At 63.3% G+C, this 23,741-nt stretch carries 33 protein-coding genes and 1 tRNA gene; 14 read left to right on the top strand and 20 right to left on the bottom strand.

Annotated elements, in window-relative coordinates; genetic code table 11:
- Positions 1–12: 12 nt before the first annotated feature.
- The 3 genes from GR702_RS05455 to GR702_RS05445 all read right to left on the bottom strand — a co-directional run bounded on the left by GR702_RS05455 (position 13) and on the right by GR702_RS05445 (position 1,170).
- Entirely contained in the window at positions 13–318 is a 306-nt protein-coding gene (locus tag GR702_RS05455) for a hypothetical protein (RefSeq protein WP_160984959.1), read from the bottom strand.
- A gap of 56 nt (positions 319–374) precedes the next feature.
- Positions 375–743, bottom strand: coding sequence for a helix-turn-helix transcriptional regulator (locus GR702_RS05450; protein ID WP_160984958.1), 369 nt, complete (start codon positions 741–743; stop codon positions 375–377).
- Between the two features lie 127 nt (positions 744–870).
- Entirely contained in the window at positions 871–1,170 is a 300-nt protein-coding gene (locus tag GR702_RS05445) for a type II toxin-antitoxin system RelE/ParE family toxin (RefSeq protein ID WP_160984957.1), read from the bottom strand.
- 142 nt (positions 1,171–1,312) lie between these two features.
- On the opposite strand from GR702_RS05445, the gene GR702_RS05440 reads away from it, so the two are divergent.
- Complete coding sequence (locus tag GR702_RS05440) at positions 1,313–1,966, top strand: SprT family zinc-dependent metalloprotease (protein ID WP_160984956.1); 654 nt, start codon at positions 1,313–1,315, stop codon at positions 1,964–1,966.
- A 121-nt stretch (positions 1,967–2,087) separates the two neighbouring features.
- On the opposite strand, the gene GR702_RS05435 is transcribed toward GR702_RS05440, so the two are convergent.
- From GR702_RS05435 to GR702_RS22650, 6 genes are all read right to left on the bottom strand, one after another.
- Positions 2,088–2,360: a hypothetical protein gene (locus GR702_RS05435; protein WP_160984955.1), complete on the bottom strand. Its 273-nt coding sequence runs from the start codon at positions 2,358–2,360 to the stop codon at positions 2,088–2,090.
- Between the two features lie 115 nt (positions 2,361–2,475).
- Entirely contained in the window at positions 2,476–2,877 is a 402-nt protein-coding gene (locus tag GR702_RS05430; RefSeq protein ID WP_160984954.1) for a DUF5615 family PIN-like protein, read from the bottom strand.
- Complete coding sequence (locus GR702_RS05425) at positions 2,874–3,509, bottom strand: DUF433 domain-containing protein (protein ID WP_160984953.1); 636 nt, start codon at positions 3,507–3,509, stop codon at positions 2,874–2,876. The genes GR702_RS05430 and GR702_RS05425 overlap by 4 nt, the downstream gene beginning before the upstream one ends.
- Before the next feature lie 88 nt (positions 3,510–3,597).
- Positions 3,598–3,813 (bottom strand): hypothetical protein, encoded by a 216-nt coding sequence (locus GR702_RS05420; RefSeq protein WP_160984952.1) that lies wholly within the window; start codon positions 3,811–3,813, stop codon positions 3,598–3,600.
- Complete coding sequence (locus tag GR702_RS05415; RefSeq protein WP_160984951.1) at positions 3,810–3,992, bottom strand: hypothetical protein; 183 nt, start codon at positions 3,990–3,992, stop codon at positions 3,810–3,812. The genes GR702_RS05420 and GR702_RS05415 overlap by 4 nt, the downstream gene beginning before the upstream one ends.
- Positions 3,993–3,994: 2 nt before the next feature.
- Positions 3,995–4,375, bottom strand: coding sequence for a hypothetical protein (locus tag GR702_RS22650; protein WP_337192531.1), 381 nt, complete (start codon positions 4,373–4,375; stop codon positions 3,995–3,997).
- 71 nt (positions 4,376–4,446) lie between these two features.
- On the opposite strand from GR702_RS22650, the gene GR702_RS05405 reads away from it, so the two are divergent.
- Positions 4,447–4,911: an HIRAN domain-containing protein gene (locus GR702_RS05405; RefSeq protein WP_160984950.1), complete on the top strand. Its 465-nt coding sequence runs from the start codon at positions 4,447–4,449 to the stop codon at positions 4,909–4,911.
- On the opposite strand, the gene GR702_RS05400 is transcribed toward GR702_RS05405, so the two are convergent.
- Both GR702_RS05400 and GR702_RS05395 read right to left on the bottom strand, forming a co-directional pair.
- Positions 4,817–5,389, bottom strand: a complete 573-nt coding sequence (locus GR702_RS05400) for a hypothetical protein (RefSeq protein WP_160984949.1) — start codon at positions 5,387–5,389, stop codon at positions 4,817–4,819. The two genes, GR702_RS05405 and GR702_RS05400, sit on opposite strands and share 95 nt — an antisense overlap.
- A 21-nt stretch (positions 5,390–5,410) precedes the next feature.
- Entirely contained in the window at positions 5,411–6,721 is a 1,311-nt protein-coding gene (locus tag GR702_RS05395; protein ID WP_160984948.1) for a tyrosine-type recombinase/integrase, read from the bottom strand.
- Positions 6,722–7,055: 334 nt separating this feature from the next.
- Between GR702_RS05395 and GR702_RS22540 the strand changes: the two genes are divergently transcribed.
- The 8 genes from GR702_RS22540 to GR702_RS05355 all read left to right on the top strand — a co-directional run bounded on the left by GR702_RS22540 (position 7,056) and on the right by GR702_RS05355 (position 13,748).
- Positions 7,056–8,342 (top strand): phage integrase central domain-containing protein, encoded by a 1,287-nt coding sequence (locus GR702_RS22540; protein WP_202408077.1) that lies wholly within the window; start codon positions 7,056–7,058, stop codon positions 8,340–8,342.
- 480 nt (positions 8,343–8,822) lie between these two features.
- Positions 8,823–9,017, top strand: coding sequence for a helix-turn-helix transcriptional regulator (locus GR702_RS05385; protein ID WP_160984947.1), 195 nt, complete (start codon positions 8,823–8,825; stop codon positions 9,015–9,017).
- 65 nt (positions 9,018–9,082) lie between these two features.
- Entirely contained in the window at positions 9,083–11,395 is a 2,313-nt protein-coding gene (locus GR702_RS05380; protein ID WP_160984946.1) for a phage NrS-1 polymerase family protein, read from the top strand.
- Positions 11,396–11,534: 139 nt separating this feature from the next.
- Entirely contained in the window at positions 11,535–12,362 is an 828-nt protein-coding gene (locus GR702_RS05375; RefSeq protein WP_160984945.1) for a hypothetical protein, read from the top strand.
- Entirely contained in the window at positions 12,359–12,583 is a 225-nt protein-coding gene (locus GR702_RS05370) for a helix-turn-helix transcriptional regulator (RefSeq protein WP_103729444.1), read from the top strand. The genes GR702_RS05375 and GR702_RS05370 overlap by 4 nt, the downstream gene beginning before the upstream one ends.
- Positions 12,580–13,002 (top strand): hypothetical protein, encoded by a 423-nt coding sequence (locus GR702_RS05365; RefSeq protein ID WP_160984944.1) that lies wholly within the window; start codon positions 12,580–12,582, stop codon positions 13,000–13,002. Before GR702_RS05370 ends, GR702_RS05365 begins: the two co-directional genes overlap by 4 nt.
- 86 nt (positions 13,003–13,088) lie before the next feature.
- On the top strand, positions 13,089–13,334 hold the full coding sequence (locus GR702_RS05360; RefSeq protein ID WP_160984943.1) for a hypothetical protein: 246 nt from the start codon (positions 13,089–13,091) through the stop codon (positions 13,332–13,334).
- 48 nt (positions 13,335–13,382) lie between these two features.
- Positions 13,383–13,748 carry a hypothetical protein gene (locus GR702_RS05355; RefSeq protein ID WP_160984942.1) on the top strand — a complete coding sequence of 122 codons (366 nt, stop codon included), beginning with the start codon at positions 13,383–13,385 and terminating at the stop codon, positions 13,746–13,748.
- A gap of 113 nt (positions 13,749–13,861) precedes the next feature.
- On the opposite strand, the gene GR702_RS05350 is transcribed toward GR702_RS05355, so the two are convergent.
- Positions 13,862–13,953 (bottom strand) — tRNA-Ser (locus GR702_RS05350).
- 271 nt (positions 13,954–14,224) lie between these two features.
- Between GR702_RS05350 and GR702_RS05345 the strand changes: the two genes are divergently transcribed.
- Both GR702_RS05345 and GR702_RS05340 read left to right on the top strand, forming a co-directional pair.
- Positions 14,225–15,046, top strand: coding sequence for a DUF1134 domain-containing protein (locus tag GR702_RS05345; RefSeq protein ID WP_160984941.1), 822 nt, complete (start codon positions 14,225–14,227; stop codon positions 15,044–15,046).
- Between the two features lie 79 nt (positions 15,047–15,125).
- Complete coding sequence (locus GR702_RS05340; protein ID WP_160984940.1) at positions 15,126–16,301, top strand: amino acid aminotransferase; 1,176 nt, start codon at positions 15,126–15,128, stop codon at positions 16,299–16,301.
- Positions 16,302–16,379: 78 nt separating this feature from the next.
- Here the strand turns inward: GR702_RS05340 and GR702_RS05335 are convergent, their stop codons facing one another.
- The 6 genes from GR702_RS05335 to GR702_RS05310 are packed head-to-tail and all read right to left on the bottom strand — an operon-like array spanning position 16,380 to position 20,380.
- Positions 16,380–16,997 carry a riboflavin synthase gene (locus GR702_RS05335; protein WP_160984939.1) on the bottom strand — a complete coding sequence of 206 codons (618 nt, stop codon included), beginning with the start codon at positions 16,995–16,997 and terminating at the stop codon, positions 16,380–16,382.
- Positions 16,998–17,001: 4 nt separating this feature from the next.
- Entirely contained in the window at positions 17,002–17,997 is a 996-nt protein-coding gene (ribD, locus tag GR702_RS05330) for a bifunctional diaminohydroxyphosphoribosylaminopyrimidine deaminase/5-amino-6-(5-phosphoribosylamino)uracil reductase RibD (protein ID WP_160984938.1), read from the bottom strand.
- Positions 17,998–18,001: 4 nt separating this feature from the next.
- Positions 18,002–18,496 (bottom strand): hypothetical protein, encoded by a 495-nt coding sequence (locus GR702_RS05325; RefSeq protein WP_237449574.1) that lies wholly within the window; start codon positions 18,494–18,496, stop codon positions 18,002–18,004.
- Between the two features lie 23 nt (positions 18,497–18,519).
- Positions 18,520–19,245: a M48 family metallopeptidase gene (locus tag GR702_RS05320; RefSeq protein ID WP_337192530.1), complete on the bottom strand. Its 726-nt coding sequence runs from the start codon at positions 19,243–19,245 to the stop codon at positions 18,520–18,522.
- Between the two features lie 5 nt (positions 19,246–19,250).
- The gene (locus tag GR702_RS05315; protein WP_160984937.1) at positions 19,251–19,790 is read right to left on the bottom strand and encodes a YcgN family cysteine cluster protein; all 540 of its coding nucleotides are present in this window, start codon (positions 19,788–19,790) and stop codon (positions 19,251–19,253) included.
- Positions 19,778–20,380 (bottom strand): SCO family protein, encoded by a 603-nt coding sequence (locus GR702_RS05310; protein WP_237449573.1) that lies wholly within the window; start codon positions 20,378–20,380, stop codon positions 19,778–19,780. The genes GR702_RS05315 and GR702_RS05310 overlap by 13 nt, the downstream gene beginning before the upstream one ends.
- An 89-nt stretch (positions 20,381–20,469) precedes the next feature.
- On the opposite strand from GR702_RS05310, the gene GR702_RS05305 reads away from it, so the two are divergent.
- Positions 20,470–21,126 carry an ankyrin repeat domain-containing protein gene (locus GR702_RS05305; protein ID WP_337192529.1) on the top strand — a complete coding sequence of 219 codons (657 nt, stop codon included), beginning with the start codon at positions 20,470–20,472 and terminating at the stop codon, positions 21,124–21,126.
- Positions 21,127–21,137: 11 nt separating this feature from the next.
- Positions 21,138–21,803, top strand: a complete 666-nt coding sequence (locus GR702_RS05300; RefSeq protein WP_160984935.1) for a COQ9 family protein — start codon at positions 21,138–21,140, stop codon at positions 21,801–21,803.
- Positions 21,804–21,869: 66 nt separating this feature from the next.
- Here GR702_RS05300 and GR702_RS05295 read toward each other — a convergent pair whose 3' ends face one another.
- Both GR702_RS05295 and GR702_RS05290 read right to left on the bottom strand, forming a co-directional pair.
- Positions 21,870–23,105: a glycosyltransferase gene (locus GR702_RS05295; protein WP_160984934.1), complete on the bottom strand. Its 1,236-nt coding sequence runs from the start codon at positions 23,103–23,105 to the stop codon at positions 21,870–21,872.
- A gap of 13 nt (positions 23,106–23,118) precedes the next feature.
- The gene (locus tag GR702_RS05290; RefSeq protein WP_160984933.1) at positions 23,119–23,691 is read right to left on the bottom strand and encodes a helix-turn-helix domain-containing protein; all 573 of its coding nucleotides are present in this window, start codon (positions 23,689–23,691) and stop codon (positions 23,119–23,121) included.
- Positions 23,692–23,741 lie beyond the last annotated feature (50 nt).

The raw sequence follows: 23,741 nt of genomic DNA, 5'->3' as shown, positions 1-23,741 counted from the left end.
CCAGTCCAGCCGCTAGATAGAATCGAGCCAGCTTGCAGGGGTCCGACCCTGCAGCCATTCCGCAGCAGCGGTGCGCTCGGGTTCGCCGACCACTGAAAGCGTCGGCCACCACAGTTCAGGCGGGACCGCAAACCACGTCGGATTTCCCGATGAGTTCGGATGACCCATGGGGCGCTCCTCATCACCGTTCCAACGCATCAGCAGGCCAGGGTCGCCCTCCCACTCACACACGGCCAAGGACCAGTGCTGCGTTTCATGGATGACCCGCAGCCGCTTGAGGCGGTCGCGGGGTGAAAGCACTGTGCGGGGATCAACCATTCAAAAACCTCCGCGTAGGAGCAGGGGCGCCCGAGCACTGGCTCGAGGCGCCTTTTTCATGAAGGCCCTTCGGGTGCTGCCAGCCGCTCGATCTTGTCTTTGAAGCTCTCGCGCAAGTCCTGCTCCTGGAACAGGTCATAGGCATGCTGGTAAGCGATCAGGAAGTCCGCCAGATCGTCGCGCAGCAGGGCTCCGAACTTATAGGCCAGTTCGCGGCTGACGGCATACCTACCGGTCAGGACGCCATGCAGCCCGGCCCTGTCGATACCCAGCAGGCGCGCAGTCTTCGCGACATTGAGCCCGTACTCGGGCAGGATCACGTCGCGGATGAACTCGCCCGGGTGCTTCTCGATCGGCGGCTCCTTGTCGACGATCATATCTGCGGGATCGGTGATCTTGTATTCTGAATTGTCGCGCTTGGGCATGAGACACTCCTTCACCCTAGCAGGTATAGAGCGGCACTCTACAGATAGCAACGGAATAGTAGAGCCTCGCTCAACATTTTTCACAGCCGAGAAGCGGGAAGGGGCGGGGTTTCCCCCGCCCGCGCTCTCAGTGGTAATCTTCGTAGTCGAGGAGCCGGACCTCCTGCGCCGCCATATCGACGTGGAAGGTGAGGCGGTAGTTGCGGGTGACCACGAGGCTCCACTTGCCGGGCTGGCCGGGGGTCAGTTCATGAGCCTTCCACGAGGGGATGTTGAGCAGCTGAAGCGGGCTGGTCATCACCTTGATCGCGGCAATCATCTCGACGATCTTGCGGGTTTCCAGAGCGTCGAGCCCCTTGACCGAGGTGCGCGAAGGGCTGTCCACGAGAGCCTTGAGACGCTTATCCCGAACCGAAACGATCTTCATATTGTCCTCCGTTGCTGTTGAGGACCACTCTACACTTTCTGATCATTCGCGCAAGAGAAATGTAGAGCGCTGCTCAACATATTTTGCTTGCAAGGTGTAGTGCCTCGCTCTACAGTCTCTGTATCAGAACGGAGACGACACGATGGCTCAGCATCTCAAGGGATCGCACTTCAACGAGGCGAACGAAGCCTACTCGATCGCCAGTCCTGGGAGCCGCTTCGCCACTCGCGAGCAGTGGCTTGAAGCCTTCGCCGACGCTGCCCGCCCACACTTCGCGCGGGTCGGCGCGCCCCTGCCGCGCAACGTGCGGATCTCGGTCGGCTTCCCCTCGGCCGGCGCGCGCGGCAACGCCATCGGTGAGTGCTGGAGCAGCATCGCCTCGGCCGATGGATACTTCGAAATCTTCCTGCGGCCTTCACTGGAGCGCGACGCCCGCGTGGCCGACGTGCTGACCCACGAGCTGGTCCACGCCGCTGTCGGGCTGGAGGCCAAGCACGGCCCCAAGTTCAAGCGCTGCGCCACTGCTCTGGGGCTCACCGGCAAGATGACTGCTACCGTGGCGGGTGACGGCTGGCGCGAATGGGCTCTCCCGATCCTCGCTGATCTGGGCGCCATGCCTGGCGCGCCGCTGGCCGAAATGCAGAGCGGTCGGAAGAAGCAGGGCACCCGCCTCATCAAGTGCGAGTGCGATGCCTGCGGTTTCACCTTCCGCACGACCCGCAAGCACCTCGACGCCAACGCCGAGGGCCTGCGCTGCCCATCGCCTGAGTGCGACGGCGAGATGCGGGAGAGGTGAGCACGGGGAGGCGTTTAAACGCCTTCATGGCGCGCGAGCCAATGTCGCAAATGAGGAGGGCGGACGGCGAGGTTACGTCACAGCGGGAGGCGTAACCTCGCAAACCAGAGTGCTCTGGCGATCAGCCTTGGTCGTAATCTGGTTCGGGCTCGTCAGGCGGAAAGCCGATTGCTACCCATCGACCATCTTGAAGGCCGCTTATCTTCGCAAGCAATTCCGGGTCTGCCCCGTCGCCAAACGTGACCACATGGCCGTAGGTGACGCCGTCATTGCCGACCTGAGCATCAAGATCGAAGTCTAAGCTTTCGAGCTCGTCAAGGCTCAGCCCGACCTCGGATGCAATCCACGCGCGAAACTCACGCTCTTGTCGCTCTTCAAAGCCTGGGCTGCTCATATCCGCTCCTCCAGTAATGCGATAACGCGCGGGCGCCTCATCGTGCCCACGTCGGATCGTAGTGGCATCTTCGTTATAGCGAAAGCCGGTCGGGCGATGCTCCGGTGAGCTTCGGTCAGCGGTGTATCCGTATCACTTCGTCGCCAATCCAAATTCGCATCCCGGTCTTCTGCGCTTCTGCGCGGGCCCATTCCGCTTCGATGAGCGACAAAGCGGCCTCCATCCTGGCTTTGGATCGTATCTGCTTGCAGCCCATCTCGATGCGATTGAGCGTGTCGACTTGGCCGCGGGTGACCTCGTGGTCGCGAACGATCGCCCGAAAATGTTTTACATTGTGCGTGATCAGGACCAAGCCCTGCTGACGACAGGCGGCGGCGACAACTGGATCGGCTGAACTATCGAGCATCACGTCGCGCAGGCGCGTCACGTCGTGGCCGGAATCCCAAAGGAACCGACCAACATCGTCCGGAACGTCGTTGTCGGTGAAAAAAGGAATGGAGGATTTCCGCCGGCTCAAGCAGCCTCTGGCTGTCGGCGGGCCGCTTCGATGTCGCCATCCCTCAAGGCAGGAAATTGCTCTATAATCTGTGCGTTGGTATATCCCGCTTCGATGTAGTCAACTATCGCTGACACTGGAATACGCGTGCCGGAGAACACCGGCTCCGACGCATGCAAGTGGCGGCGCTTGACTACGTGGCCGACAGCGTCTTCCTGCCGTTCATTCAGCTTCTGGATGTCCTCGCGAGCATCGGCGGTCACAACTTCGAGGGCTATTTCTGCCACAAATTGCCGGCTCGATATCTCGCGCTTTTGAAGCGACTCCGGCTCTGTGAAAACTACCTTGCGATTCGACACCCAGAGCTTCTGCTTGGTCCATTTGTCGTCGCCAAGGTGGTCGAGCGCTCTTTCAACTTTTTTGAGTTCCTGCATCGAAACGCCATGCCTATTGCGCAGCTGATTCAGCACTCGAAGCTTTAGGAGGTCAGTGAAAGAGTAGATGTAGGTGTACGGTTTGCGCGCATCATCGTTGGCTTTGAACGACGGCCGGATGAAGCCATCTCTGTTCCAACGGCGCAACTGGGCACGCGAAAGGCCGGTGAGCGTAGCCACCTGATCTTCGCTAAATGCACCTATGATAGTCCGTTCCATGATGCCTCTATGTCAAACAGCCACGGGGCTATCCAGTTATAAAATTCGTAGGACGCGCGAAGTTGCTGACTGACACCGCTGGCGGCCCTCAGTGCCGCAGCGGCTCAGTCTCGGCGAGCAAAACGGCTTTGACCTTGCCGAACATGCCCTGCCATCGCTGCATCTCGTCGTAGTCGCGAGCATGGTGCAGCTGCCTGACGTGATCGAACACGAGGCGGGCCGCGCGAGGCCCTAGCTGGGCGACCAGATCGCCAGCATAAATCCAGTCTTCCGTCTCGCGCGTACGAAATTCGTCCGCGCTCATGCCGCCGCCCGGCCCTTCGCACCCTGAAGCGCCACCGGGACCGCCAGGAACCACTCCCGTCGACTGGCATCCCAAGACGCGAGTTCCATCTGGATGGCGTCGGCCATCGCTTCTTCCATGCTCTGGCGCCAAGGCGTGCGAGGCCGTCCGAAGGTCGTGATGCGGAAACGGTCACTCATGTTCAGAAACTCGCCCAGTCGAGCTCTGCATCGTCCAGCGCCTCGTGCATGTCCGGATCCGCGCCAAGCGAGTTCAGTCGCTTGCGCACGGTCTCTGGGTCACCATCCTTCGGGAACCCGCGATCGGCCTTCGCGGCTTTCGCGAGCTCGCCTATCAAGCCGCCCCGGTCCGTCTGCTCGAGCAGCCATCGGCCGAAAGACGTGCCTCCGTCCTCCGTCTTGGTGCGTCCGTTGTTGGCCAAACGAGAGTCGGGCGGCACAGGGGTAAAGGCGCGATAGTCTGTCGGCTTCGTAATGTCCTGCCAAGTGCCGCCGCCCGCGGCAATTCGCCCGACCTCGCGACGCAAGTCGTCGAGATCGGCGGCGTTCGTTTGACTGACCACGGTAAAATTCCTCTTTCCGAATCGATGACAGGAATTTAATCTGTTCTCATTATGTTCTCAAGGGTGACGTGATGGGATGGAACGACTTCAGCTTGCCGGCGATCGGCGAGCGCCACGACAACGAGGACGGCACCAGCCGACAGGAAGAGCTGGCGCGGTGTAGGCCCGGCGAGGATGTGCGGCTGGTCCGTGAGCCTGAGAACCCGCACGATCGAATGGCCGTCGCGGTCGTCAGCTGTCGCGGGACCAAGGTGGGATACCTGAAGCGCGACCGGGCCGTCTGGATCGGCAGCAAGATTGATCGCGGCTATGACGTGCGAGCCATCGTCCAGCGCGTGAAGGGCGCTCACCTGGAAGGCGCGACGCTTGGGCTCGTCATGAGGGTGAACCTGGACGGGGAGGAGCCGGAGCTACTTTCGAATGCTCAGGGGTCCATGGGCATTACCGCGAGAAACGGCGCCCCATTTCATCATCTATCAAGTCCCAGACCCGGGCAGGGTCCATTCCGTGCGCTAGACGTTCAAGGCCGATTGTAGCGACCCCTGTCGCCGCTGCAGGATCGGTGCGTACGATCTTCGGCACCAGTATGCCATCGCGGTAGAAGCGGCGAACCCCTTCGCCTTCATCGGCCCAAGTGATTTCTGGATCTGGCGCGAATAGGAAAGTTTCAGGCACGCCACGCTGCTGGGGTGTGATGCAAACGAGGTTCGGACCCATCCCGATAACCGAGTGCAGAACAAATTGGTGCGCCTGTTTCCACCAGCCGACGACATGCGTCGCCTGCTTCGACGGATCCGCATTCACATAGAAGCTGACATTGGCGTGGCATTCTCGAGGCTTCATTTTTGCCCAGGCCAATTTCTCCGCGCTTTCTCGGTAAGCTTGTTTCGCGGACAGCCCCATCAAAATGCTCGCGAGCTTCTGCTCGGCCTCGGACGGCGGCGCGGCAAGTGCCCTGAGTTCGTCCACCATCACCTTCCGAAGCGCTTCCTTGCGCCGCTTTGCCTCGCCCATCACGGCCTCCGGTTTGCTCGATTACTTCTCAAGAAGCGTTTGTGGCAGGCTCAGGCCGTCCGTCAACAGATTGGCCCATTCCTGCGCCAGTTCGCGCCGGCGGTTGAGGTAGGAAGCGCGGTTGTAGGCGAGTTCCACGCGATCCTTCGGAACATGTGCTAGCATCAGGTCGATGATCGCGCGATCGGGTGACGCGCCGACGTGCCCAGCCGTCTGCCACTGCCGCTCGACCCGCTCATTCATCAGGGTTGAGAAGCCAGCGCGCCACCCATGCGGCACATGCCGGCCGTGATAGCCGACGCGGTTATACAGGTAGCCAATCGCGTTCTCGCTGAGCGGCCGGTGTGCGTGTCGGTGCCCGGGAAAGACGAGCTTGCCGCGGCCTGAGATCCGGTATGCGGTGCGGAGCACGTCGACGGCCTGCCAAGAAAGCGGCACGAGGTGGTCGAACGCGTCTTCGCCCTTTCGTTCGAGCACCAGCTTCATGCGAGCGGCGGGAACGCGCCACATCGCCAGAATAGGGCCGTGCCTCTCATCAGACCAGTCCACCCCTTCGAATTCCGACCACTCAGCCCCCCGGATGATCGCCGGACGAACGGCAGTGAGCGCGAGCAGTCTTGAGGCGAGCTTCGTGATTGCGGAGGCATCCGACGATTCGGCGTCTCGGAGTACGCCGCGCAGATCGTCCAGCGCGACGAGGGCTGGCTGGCGCTTCTTCGATGGCATCGGCCGAAGTGCCTTCGTGACCGTGGCGGCCGGGTCGCCTGTCGCGATGCTCTCCGAGATGGCATAGACGAAGATGGCCGATATCCGCTGCCGCAGGCGGTGTGCAGTCTCGATTGCGCCCCGTCCTTCGACCTTGCGGAGCGTGGCGAGTACCGTAGGCGCGTCGATTTCGCTCGGGAGCATCAAGCCCAGATCAGGGAACACATCACGCTCAAGGCTGGTGATGACGTCATTCGCATGGACCTCGGTCCAGCGGACCTTCTGGAGCTCATGCCACGCACGTCCGACCCGCTCGAACGTCAACTCGCGCGCGCGTTCCAGCCGCTCTTGGGCCTTTTCCTGACGCGCTCGCTCCCGGGCACCCGACGGATCTACCTGCTCGCGCAGCTTAGTGCGTGCGTCGTCTCGCTTGCGGCGAGCCTCGCTGATCGTGACCTGGGGGTACGGGCCAAAGGTGAGTAGCTTCTCCTTGCCCTGGAACCGGAACTTCATCCGCCAGGACTTCAACCCTGTGGGAGCTACGTAGAGATAGAGCCCGCCCGAATCTGCGAGCTTGTAAGGCTTGTCACCAGGCGCCGCTTTCTTCGCCTGCACGTCGGTCAGCATCGATACCCCTACCTATGTTCCAATACCCCGCCTCGTACCCCAAAATACCCCGTGATGAGGTGGGACCGATCGGGATCAATCGATGTGGAACATAGCAGGAAACCAAACGCAAAACAGCCGGTCGTGGGACCGGCTGAGTGCGCTTGAACAGCAAGGGTGGCGGAGACGCCGTCCGCCATAAAGACCCCCCCTAGGGGGCCATTTCGACCGGACCTTAACCCAAAACGAAGGTTTTCTGCGGTTAATTTGTCCATCGAAAATCATGGCAGTTGCAAACCGACGCACCAAATGGCACACCGTTGCAGGTGTTTTTGGTGGGTAGATGGTGGTTTGAATGCCGAAGGTTGCGAAGGAACTGAACCCACGCGAATTGGACGCCCTCATCGCTGCCACTGTGGCCGAAATGGGCCAATCAGGCCAAAAGCATAGCGCCCGCATCCCTGTCGGTGGTCGGCCTCCTGGCCTGATGCTTCAGATTACGCCAGCGGGATCGGCATCATGGATTTTCCGGGCGACAATCGGGGGCAAGCGGCGCGAATTGGGCTTAGGGCCATATAGTCCTAACGATCGCAGCCGATCCGTTTCGCTGGCACAGGCTCGCAAGGCGGCTGCGGAGATCAGGGCGGGGCGCGACCCTGTGGCCGACCGACGCGGAACGGAACAGCCGACCACACTCCGCGAAGTGGCCGAAGCGTTCCTGTCCGCCAATCGTGACGGGTGGAAGAACGACAAGCACAAGGCGCAGTGGGAATCCACACTGTCCACGTGGGTCTATCCTCGCATCGGGGACAAGCCTGTCGCAACGATCGACCGCAACGCCGTTGAAGCGGTCCTAATGCAGCCGGTTGATAAAGCGGACGGCAAGCCCCTGTGGACGGCACGGCACGAGACGGCCACACGGGTCCGGCAGCGCGTTGAAGCGGTATTTGCATACGCCATCGCCCGAAACCATCGGAGCGACAATCCAGCTAGCCGGGATGGCCTGTTGCCCATTTTGCCGAAGCTGTCGAAGGAAGCCAAACGGGCCAAGCACCACGCCGCGCTACCCTATGCTGAAGCGCCCGCTTTCATCACCGCACTGCGAGAGCGTGAAGGCACGGCGGCGCAGGCTTTGCTATTCACGATCCTGACTGCGGCGCGATCGGGCGAAGTGCGAAACGCGGAATGGTGCGAAATCGACATGGAGCGCGCAATGTGGACGATCCCCGCAATTCGGATGAAGGCAGGCCGCGAACACGTTGTGCCGCTGTCCGATGCAGCAATGGCGATCCTAACGACCACGGGTGAGGACGATCGCAAGGGGCTGGTGTTCGCTGGTGCGAAAGCAGGCGTGCCGATGTCGGATATGACCATGCCGGCGGTACTGAAGCGAATGGGCCGGGCTGATCTGACCGTCCACGGGTTTCGGAGCACATTTCGAGATTGGGCAGGCGAGACGACTGGCCATGCGCGTGAAGTCATCGAGCACGCATTGGCGCACCAGTTGGCCGACAAGGCCGAAGCGGCATATCAGCGCGGAACACTCATGCCGAAGCGTGTTCGCCTGATGGCAGATTGGGCCGGTTATCTGGACGGGCACAGTGGTGCAAATGTGATCGCGATGACGCGAGGTGCGGCGTGACACTGACGTATAGCACGCACTGGCGCGATGCGATCTGGCGTGCAGGCAGGCAGCATGAGCCGGACGACTTGGCGGCACTCCTGCGATCCGATGAACCGTTAGGGGCAGGAGAGCGCGAATTGCTTGCCTGCTTGGTCGAAGGGGAAATGCGTCGCGCTGCGAACCGTCCATCCCACAAATCGAAGCCGTTAGACCAACGGATGTCCATCGGCGGGGAATATCTTGACCGCACCCTAAATGGAGAGGTCGCTGCATCCGTCGAAGCGGAATTATGCGAGCGCCATAAAGTTAAGCGTGGGCTTCTGCTTAAATGGGTCAACGAGGCGCGGCAATCCGAGGAACTGCGGGGCAATTTTCGATGCCTTTGGTGGGGAATGTGGTTGGTCACATAAGTGTCTGCCTTACGTGACCCGCATTCTTTTGCATCCCGGCGCATCATGCTTTCAATAGGTGGCACCCGAAGCAATGAGGTGCAAACCGATGGCAGAATTTCTCTCAATTGACCGCGTAGCCACGCGCTACAGCACGACAAAACATAGCGTTTACCGCTGGATGCGCGATCAGCGCGACTTTCCGGTGCCCATCGTTTTGCCATCCGGGTTGAAGCGGTGGAGTGTGGCCGAACTCGCTGCATGGGAAAGCCGTAACCGCGCCGACGCCGACTTCAACGCCTGAAACGAAGCGACCCGCCACACCGAAAGCAGGACGGCGCAACGGGTCGGAACAAGGTCAATTCGCACATGAATAATACCGCAACCGCTACGGCGGCGCAACCTGCCGTGCCCGCCGCATTCATCCCGTACCGTCAGTTCGTCACATGGCGCCTTATCCAGCGGCCCGGTGAGCCAAAGCCGCGTAAAGTGCCGTTCGATCCGAAAACCGGCTTGCCTGCCAGCGTGAACGATCCGGGCACCTGGGCCGATCATGCAACGGCCATCGCGGCCCATGCGGCGGGCGGGTGCAATGGCATAGGATTCGTGTTCACCGAGGCCGATCCATTCGTTTTCGTCGATCTGGACGACTGCGCCGATCCGGCCACAGGGCAGTGGAACGCTCAGGCGCAGGCGATCATGGCGGCGCTGCCGGGCGCGTGGGAAGTCTCGCAATCCGGCAAGGGGCTGCACGGCGTCGGCAGGCTGCTCGATCCGGCCCAACTGGCCGACAAGCGCCGGAAATTCAACGGTGTCGAGGTCTATCCGCACGCACGCTTCATGGCGATCGGCGGGGGCGGGTGGCACGGTGAGCCAGCGCAGGATTGGACCGCCACCCTTGCGGGTTGGGTGCCGGATGTCGAGAAGCTGGGGGATTTCCCGGCGGTCGATTGGGCGGATGCGCCGCGCGAAGGTTACGATGGTCCGGCAGATGATGACGAACTGATCCGCCGCGCGACCACGGGCAAGACGCCGCTGGCCCGCATGGGCCTGCTGGCCCCGTTTTCTGCACTGTGGACGGCTGACGGCACTGTCCTGGGGCAATACTGGCCGGATGAATCCCGCGCTTTCGATCACTCATCGGCGGACCTTGCTCTCGCCAACGCGCTGGCGTGGTGGACCGGCTGCAACCCGGCGCGGATGCTGCGTCTGTTCATGCGATCGGCGCTTTGGCGCGACGATGAGCGCAAGGCCCGGCTTGCCATAGCGAAAGCCATTGCCGATCCGAACCGCTCGTACTTCAGTCGGACGCAACGGCTTCGGGATGATGAGCGGATTGGCGACGATCTGGCGGCGGACGCCTTCCCTGAAGTGTTGACGCTGGAACAGGCGACCGCCGATCTAGTGTTCATCGGCAACGGCTCGCTCGTGGTGTCGCGCCGATCCAAGCGGTCGCGGTCAAAGGCCGACGCGGTGAACGAATGGGCAGCATCCAAGCACGCGATCGACACGGGCAAAATCGACAAGTGGGGCGCCCCCGTCATCAAGGAGGTGCCAGTCATCGGGGCATGGCTGGCAAGCCGCGACCGTCGAAGTGCTGACGTGCTCGCATGGGTGCCGGGCGATGGCGAGTTTTGCCGATCACCGGAACGGGCACAGGCTGGTGACAGGGCGTTCAACCTGTGGACGCCGCCCACGGTTTTGCAGCCGCCAGATGACTGGATGGATCGCGTGCAGCCGTTCATTCACCACATCGCCTACCTTGTGCCAATCGAAGCGGAGCGCGTGCGGTTCACACAGTGGCTTGCCCATATCGTGCAGCGTCCGGGCGAATTGCCGCACACAGCCTACCTCATGTTCACGCCGAAGACCGGCACAGGGCGCGGCACGTTGGCCAGCATCCTGACGCGGGTGCTGCGCGGGTACGTCGCGGCCAATGTATCGGCTGACACGCTGTTCGGCGCCTACAATGGGCGGTTGTCCATGAAACTGCTCGCCACCGTTGACGAGGTGCGCGAGGGGAACAGTCGCGAGAGATGGACCAAGGCGGAACAGTTAAAGTCAAAAGTGACAGAGGAATTTCGGCACCTGAATCCGAAGTATGGCGCGCAATCGGTCGAGAAAAATTGCTGCCGATGGCTGATGTTCTCCAATCATCCGGATGCGTTGCCATTCGATAATTCGGATCGGCGCATCATCGTAATCGAAAACCCATCCGAGTGCGCAACGGCGGATTGGTACGCGCGCTTGCACGACGATATGAATGACCCGGCGTTCATCGCATCGGTGCAGCACTACCTGGCCACCCTGTCGCTGCACGGTTTCAACCCGCACGAACACGCGCCGATGAGCGCAGCCAAGGCCAAGGCGCTGGCGTCACTTGTGACCGACGCAGAGGATGCGGTTCGCCAGTTCCAACGGGAATGGCCGGGCGATCTGGCATTTGTGTCCGACCTGCATCGCTTCGTGGCCGATGACGCTAAATCGGAGGATTGGTGCCGCCATGAGGCGACGCGCGCGGGGATGCGGACGGGCGAGCGGTTCAAGGTCAACGGCAGATGGGAACGCGTGCTTATCGTGCGGGGCCAATTGACGCCTGACGATTTGGCAGGTGGAGCGACTCGCCCACAGGTTCGCGACGCTGTGATTCAGGCACGCGCGCAGTTCGCTTTTGGAGCCTAGCGGAACAGTCGGAACAGCAAGAACAGCGATTCCATAAACGAAATTTCGGATTTCAAATTATTATATCTCTGAGGTTTCCGGAAATGGTGTTCTTGCTGTTCCGAGTGTTCCGATGAACGCCCAACTGTGAACGAATTAGTTGCAAGTTGGTGCAGGTGACTTTGACGCGCTTTCATCACCGCGTCACTATTGCATCACCTATACGGAAGGATTAATTATGACGATTTCAGTGAACCATACTGCACACGGCACGCAGATTTCGGACGGGGACCGCATCCAGTTCTTTGCGCCGAATGGTATTGTGGATCATCCCGCCATGAAGGCGTCGCTGGCACCTCTGGTGGCGGCCCTCGCTGGAACCGCCGAAACGATGGCCGAGCGGAGCGCCGAACTTACCGCTACCGGGCGGGTTGCCCTGGCCCGGACGATGTTGTCGCCCACCGCCCCCACGCACTTTCAAGCGGCAGTTCGCGCCGTCCCTGCCGCCCTTGCCGCTGTTGACCGTGAGGACGCCGACATGAGGCCGAAACGGCCAGCCCTGTCCGACGCCCGAGCCGTCGAGCATCGCGGCAACGCGCTGCGCATGAAGCTGCCTGATGTGATCCGCATCGCCAGCGAAGATCACGAATTTCGCAGGGCTGTTGCGGAAGGCTCGCCAGCAATGAGCGGTCTGCCTGCCGACATCCATGCGCGCCTTCAGGCCGACGATGCGCGGGACGCACTGGCAACGGCGTGGGCGAGCCAGCACGCGAAGGCGTCACCATCGGCGGACGATCCCGTGCCCGCCAGTGTCGACATGGCCCCGGCATACGCTTGGGCGGACGCATTCAATGCACGGGTGACCGCCGAACGTCAGGCGATCGCCAGCGTCTCCCCGTTCCTCGCGTCAGTCGTGACCGTAGTTGCCGCTATGACCGACACGACGCGAGACGACGCATTCGCTTTTCTGACGGGCGCAACCCCGTGAGCGGATTGCGCGCACTTCCCCGGCAGGTTCGTCTGCCGGGGTTCGACACGATCAACGCCGACCATCTTCGCATCGCTTTAGGCGTGAGCCGTTCGGTGCTGCATAGATGGCGCAAAGATCATGGTTTTCCAAAGGGATACAGGTGCGGAAACGCCGTTGTGTCCCTGGAAGCAGAAGTCGCGCAATGGCTGCGTGCGCATGGCGTGGAGGTGGTGGAATGACCGAAAATAACGGAAATTTGGCGGCACGCGATGCCAGCGGTCGGTTTGGGCCAGGCAACAGTTTCGGCGGTCGAAAGCTGGGCGCGAAGGGTCGCTTTAATGCGTCGGCCATGGAAAGCCTTGGCAATCTGGTCGGACCATCGTTCACAGTCTTAAAGGACAAATTAGCAGCGGGCGACCTCAAAGCCGCGCTGTTCGTCCTGACTCGGTTTCTTCCGGACAGCCGGGTGATCGACATGCCCAGTAGCGAGCCTTCGGCCTGGGCCGATGCCATGGCTGCTGGCGACATCACCGTGGGCGAAGCGGGCAAGGCGGCTCAGGCGCTCAAAGTTATCGCGGACACGCAGGAAGTTAAGGAACTGCGCCACCGGCTTGATGAACTTGAGGCGCTAATCAGTGCCGCACGGGACGCGCGCTAGTGAGCCGGGTGTCCATCGGGCGGCGACTTGAGCGCTTGTTCGAGCACTGGCGGCCTGGCGATTCATTGGCTGGTCGGGTTGCCCGCATGTCGGACGGTGATCGCGCCCGATACGAGGCGTTCTTGCGAAACAACGCCCGCGCACTTGCCAGTGCCAGCGACGACGCAGGCGAAGCATTCGGGGCATGGCTAGCTGGTACGGTGGCGCTGGATGAACTGCCACTGCGGATTAGCGATGCGATCATGCCTGAAACCGTGAGCGCTCGCGCAGCGATGGCTAGCGGAGATTTCTATTACGCATGGAACCACATGGCGCACCCGGACCGCGCGTGAGATCGGCTCGAGGAAGCAAGCCACTTAATTTTCGTTGGAGAAAACGACATGACGACCACCATCGCATTTCTAATCAACGATCAGCGCGAAACGCTGGTGGTCGATTGGCAAACGAATACCATCCGCCTTGCAACCTTCGCAGCTTACATGGCTGAAACCCCTGACATCATGCTCCACCCGATTCGTGGACTGCTGCACGTCGCACACCGTTGCCGATACGTCCGTGACGCGGAGTTCGGTATCATCGGCAAGGGTACGCAAGCTGTCCTGACGATCAACGCGACCACGGTGTTGCTCATGGCGCAAGGCGGGCTGAGCGAAGATGATCTGCGCCGGTTCCTACCGGAGCATGACGCAGCACAGGCGTGGGCCGACCTGACGGCTGGTGCGATGCGCTGGGCATCCGCTGCATAACGTTGCAAATGGGGATGGTGGGCAGATGGTGATACGCCCACCAACAGGGCGACCCGATCCATGAGAAAATCTAAAGATTTCAGATGGTTAGAGTCGCCTGACCCATAGGCGCATGGCGGAGACGCCGGGATTCGAACCCGGGGTGCCCCCTTAAGGGCACGACGGTTTAGCAAACCGCTGGTTTCAGCCACTCACCCACGTCTCCGGATGCGGCTCAGGCGGGCCCTATAGCGAGCACTATCGGGGGCGGCAAGGGGCGAAGCGCTGGCAAATGTCGATTTACGAGAAAGTTGCTGAAAGCAGCCGAAGGGGATTCGCTCCGCCGCAAAAGCGACTCGGATCGTCGTCCGTTCATTGCGAGGTCAGGCGCCATGGATTCTTGTGGGATGGCACCAATTTGACCGCGCAAGGGGCGCGGGGTGGGGCTCGTCGGCATGTTCGATGAAGAGGGCAGCACACCAGTGGAGGGTCAACTCATGCCTAACCGCAAGCACATTATCGAAGCGGGCGCGCAGGCGGGGCGCCTTCGTGGCCGCGGCCGGATCATCGGGGCAATCGCCGCGCTGCTCGCGCTCGGCACACCGATGGCACCCGCCGTCGCACAGGTAACCACCGTCGACCCGGATGCCGCCATCGACGGCGACCTGGGTCAGGGTACCACATATACGCCAGTGCCGCCCGCTGCAGACCCGGGCAACGGCATGCCCGTCGATGCGCCGCCTCCTGCCGATTGGAGCGGACAGCCGGCGGCTCCGGTAACGCCTGGCTCGCCTGCGCCCGCATCGCCGCCTGCGGTCGTCAACGGCGATACTAGCGCGACCTACCGCGAGGATGACCTGATCGGCGCAGCCGAGGGAGTGTTCGGCAAGGGCGCCAAGGGGCTTGCCGATGTCATCCGCGACCTTCTTGCCAAGCAGGGGGAACCCAACGCCTACATCGTCGGGCGTGAGGCAGGCGGCGCCATCGCCGTCGGCCTGCGCTATGGCTCGGGCACGATGCACCACAAGATCGAAGGGGAGCGGCCGGTCTACTGGACGGGCCCTTCGATCGGCTTCGATGCCGGGGCGAACGCGGGCAGCGCCTTCGTGCTGGTCTACAACCTCTATGATACGCAGGACCTCTACCATCGCTTCGGAGCGGGCGAGGGGCAGGCCTACCTCGTCGGCGGGTTCACCGTCAGCTACCTGCGGCGCGGCAACACCGTCCTGATACCGGTTCGTGCAGGCGCGGGCCTGCGGCTCGGCGCCAACATCGGCTACATGAAGTTCTCGGAAAAGCAGAGCTGGCTGCCGTTCTGACGCAACTTTATTGCTGTCGTGCAAACCGTGGCACTCGCCTGTTGCGCTGAGGTCGAGGCAAGGCTAATGGCCGCCCGCCATGCTCAATGACCTCACGCAACAGCCCGCCGATGCGCTCCTGGCGCTGATCAAGCTCCACAACACCGATCCCCGGGCCGACAAGATCGACCTCGGTGTCGGCGTCTACCGCACGGGCGAGGGGGACACCCCCGTGTTCGCGGCGATCAAGGCGGCCGAGGCGAAGCTGGTCGCGGAACAGGATTCCAAGGCTTACCTTGGTCCCGAGGGCGACATGGGCTTCGTCGAGAAGCTGATGCCCTACATCTTCGGCAAGGACAGCCCCGACATGGGCGGCCGCATCGAGGGTATGCAGACGCCGGGCGGAACCGGTTCGCTGCGTCTCGCGCTCGCGATGATCAAGCGCGCGGGTTATCGCCGCGTGATCGTTGGCAAGCCAAGCTGGCCGAATCACAACCAGATCTGCGCCGATCTCGGCCTCGAAGTGCTCGAGTTCAACCACGCGGCCGGAGGCGCCGCCGACATGGACGCCCTGCGCGCGGCGCTGGCTTCGGCAATGGAAGGCGATGCCATCCTGCTGCATGGCTGCTGCCACAATCCGACCGGTATCGATTATACCGATGCGCAGTGGGACGAGATCGCGCTGCTGGTCGCGCAGAGCAAGGTCCTGCCCGTGCTCGACCTTGCATACCAGGGCCTGGGCCTCGGCATGGAAGAGGACGCATACGGTCTGCGCCGCGTGCTCGTCGCCGTTCCGGAAGCGCTGGTGTGCTATTCGTGCGACAAGAATTTCGGTCTCTACCGCGACCGCACCGGCGCCCTTTATGCCATGGCTGCCGATCCGGCCGACCTTCCGCGCATCATGTCGAACGGCCATGCGCTCGCCCGCGCAAACTGGTCGCAGCCGCCGGACCATGGCGCCGCTGCCGTGCGCTTGGTTCTCGAGGACGAGGCGCTGACCAAGCAGTGGCTCGCCGAACTCGACGAGATGCGCGAGCGCATGCGCGCGGTGCGTGCCAAGCTCGCTGCGGCCGGTCGCACCGGCGGCGTGGACCTGACGCCGATCGGGGCTCAGAACGGGCTGTTCTCGATAATTCCCTTCACGCCTGAGCAGGTGCAGGAAATGCGCTCCAGGCACGGTATCTACTTCGCCGCGTCGGGCCGCATCAACGTCGCCGGGCTCACGATGGGCAACATCGACCAGTTCATCGCGGCTGTCGCGGACGTAACGGGCTGACGCTTCTTTGCACCGGCGTTGACGCAACTGTTCGAAGTTGTGTCAACGCCAGCGCGGCTTGCGCCTCTACCGTTTGGATCAGCTGCGCAAGGACTGCATGCGCTGCAGGTAACGGGCAAGCACGTCGATTTCGAGGTTTACCGCATCCCCTTCCCGCAAGGTGCCGAGGGTCGTCACCTCGGCGGTGTGTGGGATGATGTTCAGGGTAAAATGGCAGGTGCCGTCAGCCTCGTCGCTGACTTCGTTGACGGTAAGCGACACGCCATCGACCGTGATGGATCCCTTGGGTGCGAGATAAGGCGCTAGATTCTGGGGTGCGGCGATCACGAAACGGCGCGAATCGCCAACCGGTGTAATCGAGACGACCTTACCCACGCCATCCACATGGCCGGTGACGATGTGCCCGCCCAGTTCGTCGCCAAGCTTCAGTGCAGGCTCGAGGTTGAGCTGTCGGCCGGCTTCCCACCGGCCCGGTACGGTGCGACTGATCGATTCGTCGGAGATGTCGACTGCAAACCACGCGTCTCCTGCCATGCCGCCTTTGTCGACAACGGTCAGGCAGACGCCCGAGCAGGCGATGGAGGCGCCGATGGCAACCCCCGCAGGATCAAATGGGCAGCCGATGACCGCGTGCAAGTCGCCGTCATGGCGGCTCTCACGGATAGTGCCGATGGCGGTGATGATTCCGGTGAACATTCAGCTAGCTCCCTGCAGGGTTGCAGGCCTCGTAGACTTCAAGGGTATCGCTGCCAAGCTGGCGGCGCTCGGTCATCCGCCATCGTCCATGTGCCTCGGAAAGCGAGCCGAGGCCAATGTCGCCAAGGGCAGAGCGGCCGCCAAGCAGGATGGGGGCGCGGTAGATGAGCAGGCGGTCGACAAGACCCTCGGCCAGGAAAGCGCTTGCAGCGCCCGCGCCGCCCTCCACGAAAAGGTGAAGGATGCCTTCCATGTCCGCCAGGGCAGCGGGAGCTGGAAGCGCGCGCCAACCGTCCGGCACGCCGCCGCGCGTCAATACGAAGCGCTGCGGGCTGCGCCCTTCGAGGCCGGGAAGACGTACATCAAGCCGCGGCGAATCGGCGCGCAGGGTTCCGCCACCGACGAGGATCGCGTCCGCACGCGCGCGCATCGCATGCGTATGGGCGCGGGCCTCGGGACCGGTGATCCACTGGCTTTCCCCGCTCGGCAGCGCGATGCAGCCGTCCAGCGACAGGGCAAGCTTGAGCGTCACCTCCGGCCGGCCGAGGCGCCGTGCCGTAAGATAGCCCGAAAGGCTGCGTGCGCATGCGGGGGAAGACAGGAACTCAGCCTCGATCCCCGCCGCAGCGATGCGGGCCAGCCCGGCGCCTGAGGTGCGGGGATCGGGGTCCATGCAGCCAGCCACCACCCGGGCGAGGCCAGACGCGCACACCAGGTCGGCACAGGCCGGACCACGAGGGGATCGATGCGCGCATGGCTCCAGCGTCACGTAGAGCGTGGCCCCCTGCGCCGCCTCGCCCGCCGCGGCAAGCGCCACGGCCTCGGCATGAGGGCGCCCGCCCGGCTGCGTCCAGCCGCGAGCCACCACGCGGCCATCGCGCACGATCAACGCGCCGACGCCGGGATTGGGGGCACTGAGCGGGCGAGCCCGTGCTGCAAGCGCTGCCGCTGCGGCAAGCCAGCGCGCGTCGGCGCTGCAGGCATTCAGGGCTTCGGGCATGCGCCTACTCGGCGGTAGGGGCAGGAGCGAGCTTGGGATTGGCGATGCCGCCGCGCCGCAGCGTTTCCTCGATCCTGGCGCGTTCGGCCCGGTCGCGCTCGGCTTCCTCCGCCTCGGCTTCGCGGGCGATCTTGTCCACGTCCATGCCCGAGACGCGGCCGATCGTCTTGTAAAGCTCGCGCACGTCCTTGTCGCGCCGCGCCTGCTCGCGCAGCCAGGCTTCCTTGTCCTTCTGGTTGGCGATGTTCTCGGCGAGGATCTGCGCGTCGGTGCGGTGCTCGTCGAGAACGGAGATGTAGGTGACCTTCGGCGGCGGGTGCGGGGCTTTCGCCTCCTGCGTGGTCATCAGGTAGAACACGCCGAACGTACAGGCGGCCGAGACGGCAGCGATGCGCCAGCGGTTGCTCCCCGCCTGCTTCCACACGATGGCGAAGTCGGCAATCATGCCGGTCGGATTGACGTCTTTCCAGTATCCGAAACGCTTGAGCATGGCAGCCATTTAAGCGCTTTTGCCGCTGAACGCTAGCCGAACGGCACGTAGAGAGTGCGACCGTTCGCCTTCAGCCACCGGTTGGCCTCGTGCACCGAGCCTTCGAAGGTGGTCTTGAGGCAATGATGGAAGGCGGGGGAATGGTCGAAGTGCACGAGATGGGCGACCTCGTGGGCCACCACCGAACGTCGCACCATGTCGGGCGCCATGATGAGGCGCCAGTTGATGCGGATCGTGCCGTCGTGAGCGCACGATCCCCAGCGGCGTTGCGCGCTGGAGAGGGCAAGCGTCGGGCAGGGCAGGGCCGCCCTTGCGCAGTAATCGGCAAGGTCGGTCAAGAGAAGTTGCCGGGCCTCCTCCTGAAGCCAGCGCAGGACCCGCGGTGTAAGCGAGGTGGCCGCCCCGCCAAGGCGAAGGTCGCCGTCGTCGACCACCGGCCTGCGCGGCGCGGCAGGGTCATGGACGATACGAAGGTCGTCACCCCGGAAGCGCAGCACGCTGCCATCGCCAATAGCTGACGATGCGGGAATGGCGGCCAGTTGTCCGGCGAGCCAGTCGGTCCGGCTGGTGGCGAATGCGAGCGCTTCCGCGCTGCGGGTCCAGTGCGGAACAGAGATGCGGACCTCGCTGCCGTCGGGAGCCAGCCGCATGGTCATGCGGCGGGCTCGTTCGAGCCGGCGGATCACCACTGGCAAGCGGCGGCCGCCGACGTCGACCATGGGCTCGCTTGCCGGATCGCGCCGCAACCAGTCCAGCACGATGCTCAGTCCTTTCCTCGTGAGGGAAGGATGTCCCAGGGCGCGGCATCGTCATTCCCGAACTCGTCTTCGTCGAGATCGTCATCGTCGCCATAGGGCCAGACGATGTGGTTCTCCAGCGGGCCCGCGATGTCCTCGGAAATGACCTTGCCGGCAACAGACATGCCTGCCTCGTGCACCGTGTCGCGGCTGCCGCTGACGAGGTAGTGCCATTCGGGCAAGGGATCGCCTTCGGCGCGCAGACGATAGGCGCAACTCGGCGGCAACCAGGCATAGCGGCCCGCCGTCTCGGGCGTGAGTTTCAGGCAGTCAGGCACGAAGCTGCGGCGATTGGCATAGTCGCTGCACTGGGCCGTCTTCAGGTTGAGCAGCTTGCACGCGACGTTGGTATGATAGATCTCGCCGGTGTCCTCGTCCTCGACCTTGTGCAGGCAGCACTGTCCGCAGCCGTCGCAAAGCGCCTCCCACTCCTCGCGGCTGAGCTGGTCGAGAGGACGTTCCCAGAAGGGCTTGCCGGAAGGAGGCGGGCTGGTCACTTCACCCACTTGGCGAGTTCGGCGGCGACTTCCTGCGGGCCTTTGTCGATCGGAAGCATGGCGATCGGCTTTCCGTCCGGATCCATCAGGTAGGCGATCCGGCTATGATCCATCAGGTATCCACCGGGCGTTTCCTCGCCCTTCCTGTAATAGGATGCGAAAGCTTTTGCCGCCTTGTCGACCTGCTGGGGCGAGCCGGTCAGGCCGAGGAGGCGCGGCCCGAAGGCGGCGGTCCACTGCCCCACGACTTCGGGCGTATCCCGTGCAGGATCGATGGTGATGAAGATCGGCTGCACCTTCGCCGCCCGCGCAGCATGCGCCTTCTCGAAGGAAGAGAAGCCGCGCATCATGGCCTGCACATCGAGCGGGCAGGCGTCGGGGCAGAAAGTGTAGCCGAAGTAGACGATGCGCCAGCGACCCTTGAAGGAATCCCATGTGACCTGCTTGCTATGCTGGTCGACCAGCGTGAACGGCCCGCCGATCGCGGCGCCCTCGAGCGGCGGCGCCTCGGCCGAGGACTGCTGCTGGCATGCGGCAAGCGAAAGCCCGGTCGCAAGCGCAAGGGCTACAGGGGCGAGACGACGGAACAGGTAGGTCATGGCGCCAGGGTTCATGACCTGCTAAGCGTCCTCATGCAAGGCGCGGGTGGCGGGATCGCGCGAATTACCAGTGTCTGGAGGAAGTTGACGTGTTGAAGATTTCGATCCGCAGCGTGGTGGCCGCCTCGCGAGGGATCCTCAAGGCAACGGGGCTGAGGGCGATGGCTCCGGCGATCGCGATGGGGTTGCTGGTGGCAAGCCCGGCCCATGCGGATTTCTCGGAGGGATACAAGTTCCTCGAGGCGGTGAAGAAGAAGGAAGGCGAGAAGGTGGAGAAGGCGCTGATGGATTCGGCGCAGATCGTCAACGCCAAGGACGTGACCACCGGAGAGACCGCGCTGCACATCGTCACGGCCCGCCGCGACCTGACCTGGCTCAGCTACCTCGTCGGCAAGGGTGCGAACGTCAACGCGGCCGACGATCGCGGTCGCACCGCGCTGGAGCTGGCAGTGAACCTTGGCTGGCGCGAGGGCGCCGCGCTGCTCCTCCAGCAGAAGGCCTATCCCGACACTCCCAACGACGCGGGCGAAACGCCGCTGATCTTCGCAGTGCACCGCAAGGACATGCAGATGATGAAGGCGCTGCTCGAAGCTGGCGCCAATCCCGATCGGGCAGATAACTCCGGACGAAGCGCGCGAGACTACGCGAAGGTGGAAGGCGGCAGCGCCAATCTCACCGAGACGATCAACACGTACGCCAAGAAGAACCTGAAGGCTGCCAAGCCCGTCTACGGACCCACGTTCTGATGGCGACGAATATGACCTTTGATGCTCCTGCCGATGCGACGCTCGGCGATCTGCGCCGCCGTCTTGCGCCAGCCATCGCGGATGCGGCCGTGTTCGACGGCTGGAGCCCCGAGGCGGTGGAACAGGCCGCAGTCGCCAATGGCGTGGACCCGGCGCTCGCGGCTTTCGCGTTCCAGGACGGGCCGATGGCGATGATCGCGGCATGGATCGATCATGTCGACGCAGCGATGGCCGAGAGCGTCGCAGGTGCGGCGCTTTCCAACATGAAGATACGGGAGCGTATCCGTCGTCTCGTGTGGGCTCGCCTCGAGGCCGTGGGGGGGCGGGAAGAGGCGCTCACTCGTGCGCTTTCGATCATGGCGATGCCACAGAACATCGCTGCCTCGACCCGGCTGGGCTGGCGCAGCGCCGATGCCATGTGGCGACTCGCCGGCGATACCGCGACCGATTACAACCACTACACCAAGCGAGCGATCCTGGGCGGGATCTATGCCGCCACGCTTCACGTCTTCGCCCGCGACACGAGCGAGGACAAGGTCGAGACGCGCGCCTTTCTTGATCGCCGGATCGACGGGATCATGCGTTTCGAAAAGGCGAAGGCGCAGTTTCTTCGCACCCCGGACGAACGGTTCAGCGTGACGCGGCTGCTGGGAAGGCTTCGCTACCCCGCAGGCTGAGCTTAGGCTGCCGAACTGGCCTGCCTGAGTTGCACGGCGCACTCGCGATGCGGCCGCTGCCTTTGGTCAACTCAGGCCAACTTCCAGTGTTCGGTCTGGCGCCTGGTCGGCCTCTTCGCCCCGTAGCACCTTCATCCAGAAGCGGACGATGTTCTCTGCGTTCACGCCCCAGCTGAACCGGCTGACGTGCTCGGCGACTTCTGCCTGCGTCGGAGGGGCGGCGAGGATGTCCCGGACGGCTGCGGCAATGGCTTCGGGGCTGCGGGCGGCGATGCGGCCCGCAGTCTCGTCGGCGACGATCTCCCGCGCACCGCCCACGTCGGGTATGACGATGGGAGTGCCGCAGGCGAGCCCTTCGATCCACACATTGGCAAGCCCCTCGCTGGCCGACGGCAGGACCAGCACATCGGCAGCGCACAGGACATGGGGCAGAAGTTCATGGTCAACGAGCCCGAGGAAGTGAACCCTTTCCTCGACGCCGAGCCGCTTCGCCAGCGCTCGCAGCCTTCCTTCGTCCTCGCCTGAGCCGGCCAGTGCAAGCCGCGCTGTGGGAAGCCGGCTGAGCGCCTCGATGACAAGGCCCTGCCCCTTGCGGGGAATGAGCGCGCCGGGCGTCACCAGAAGCGGGCCTTCCGACCAGATCTGCAGGTTGGGCATGGCCGAGACCAACGCCCGGGCGGCGCCGCGCTCGATGGGATGGAACTTCTCGCGGTCGAGGCCGGTATAGTGCACGTCAATGCGGCCGGCGGGCATACCCAGCGCCACCATGTCCTCGCGCAGGGACTCGCTGACGGCGAGCAGTCCGGCCGCCTGGCTCGCGGCCTTCAACATCTGTTCGAGCGCACGGGGACGCTGGCCCCAAAAATGGATGTCCGCTCCACGTGACTTGATGGTCAGGGGCAGACCCAGCTCACGCGCGACGATCGCGGCTGCGGGTCCATCGGGGAAGAAGAACTGGGCGTCCACAAGATCGAAGGGCCGCTCCGCATGCAGGCGCCGGACCAGGGGCAGGATGGCTCGGGCGATGCAGCCCGGATTGGTGTCTCCGCCGATCTTCGGAAAAAGCGGGAACTTGGGGTAGTGGACCGATATTCCCGAGACATCGCTTACCTCGGGAATGGTCTTCAGCCGGGAATAGGGTTCGCGGCCGGACAGGGGCCAGGGAGGGACGCCGATCGGGCTCACCATGGTGAGCTGGACTTCTCCCCGCGCGACGACCGCTCGCATCTGGTTCCCCACGAAGATGCCGAAGGACGGCTTTACCGGGTTAGGGAACAGCGTCGCGATCGAGAGGATGTGCAAGGGAAGCGACGCCTCAGAGTTTGCGGACAAGCATCTCGGCAACCGCCAGCCACGCAGGTTGTTCCACCGTGACCCGGGCCTGTCCACTGGCGGGAGGCAGGATGACGATTGCCTCGTCCGATGCCTCGATCAGGCGACCGAAGGCAAAATGGCCGCCGCCGCGCGGCGCAAGGATGTCGCGGTTGAGCAGCGCCGAGCCGTCCTGCGGCCCATGCTGGCGCAGCCAGACCTGATCTCCCGACCGGTATTCGCCCGTTGCCGCGTCCACGGCAAGGACGACCCATGGCATTTCGGCGGACAGCGCGTTCGGCGCCACCGCCTCGATCGGCTTCCGCAGTGCTTCAGGGCCTTTCTCCCCAAGGGTCGCCACCAGCATCGGCGGTTCGTTGCCTTCGCTGCGGAGGAGAGTTTCGGGCTCCACCCCCAGCGCAGCGGCGATGCGGTTCATCCAGACGAGCGAGAGATTGCGCATACCCGTCTCGAGCCGCCCGATTGTCTGCGCCGTCGTTGGCGGATTGCAGGCGGCGGCGACGTCGGCGAGCGTCCAGCCCTTTTGGAGGCGAATGTCGCGAATGCGGTTGATCATGGCAGGCTCCCGAACCGATCTGGTTTAGGCGCTTTCCTATAAAGAAGAGC

Origin of the sequence: Novosphingobium silvae (assembly GCF_009856825.1) — a bacterium.
GTDB classification, from domain to species: Bacteria; Pseudomonadota; Alphaproteobacteria; order Sphingomonadales; family Sphingomonadaceae; genus Novosphingobium; species Novosphingobium silvae.
Note: the sequence above shows the minus strand (reverse complement) of the source record. Positions and strands in the feature narration are given on the sequence as shown.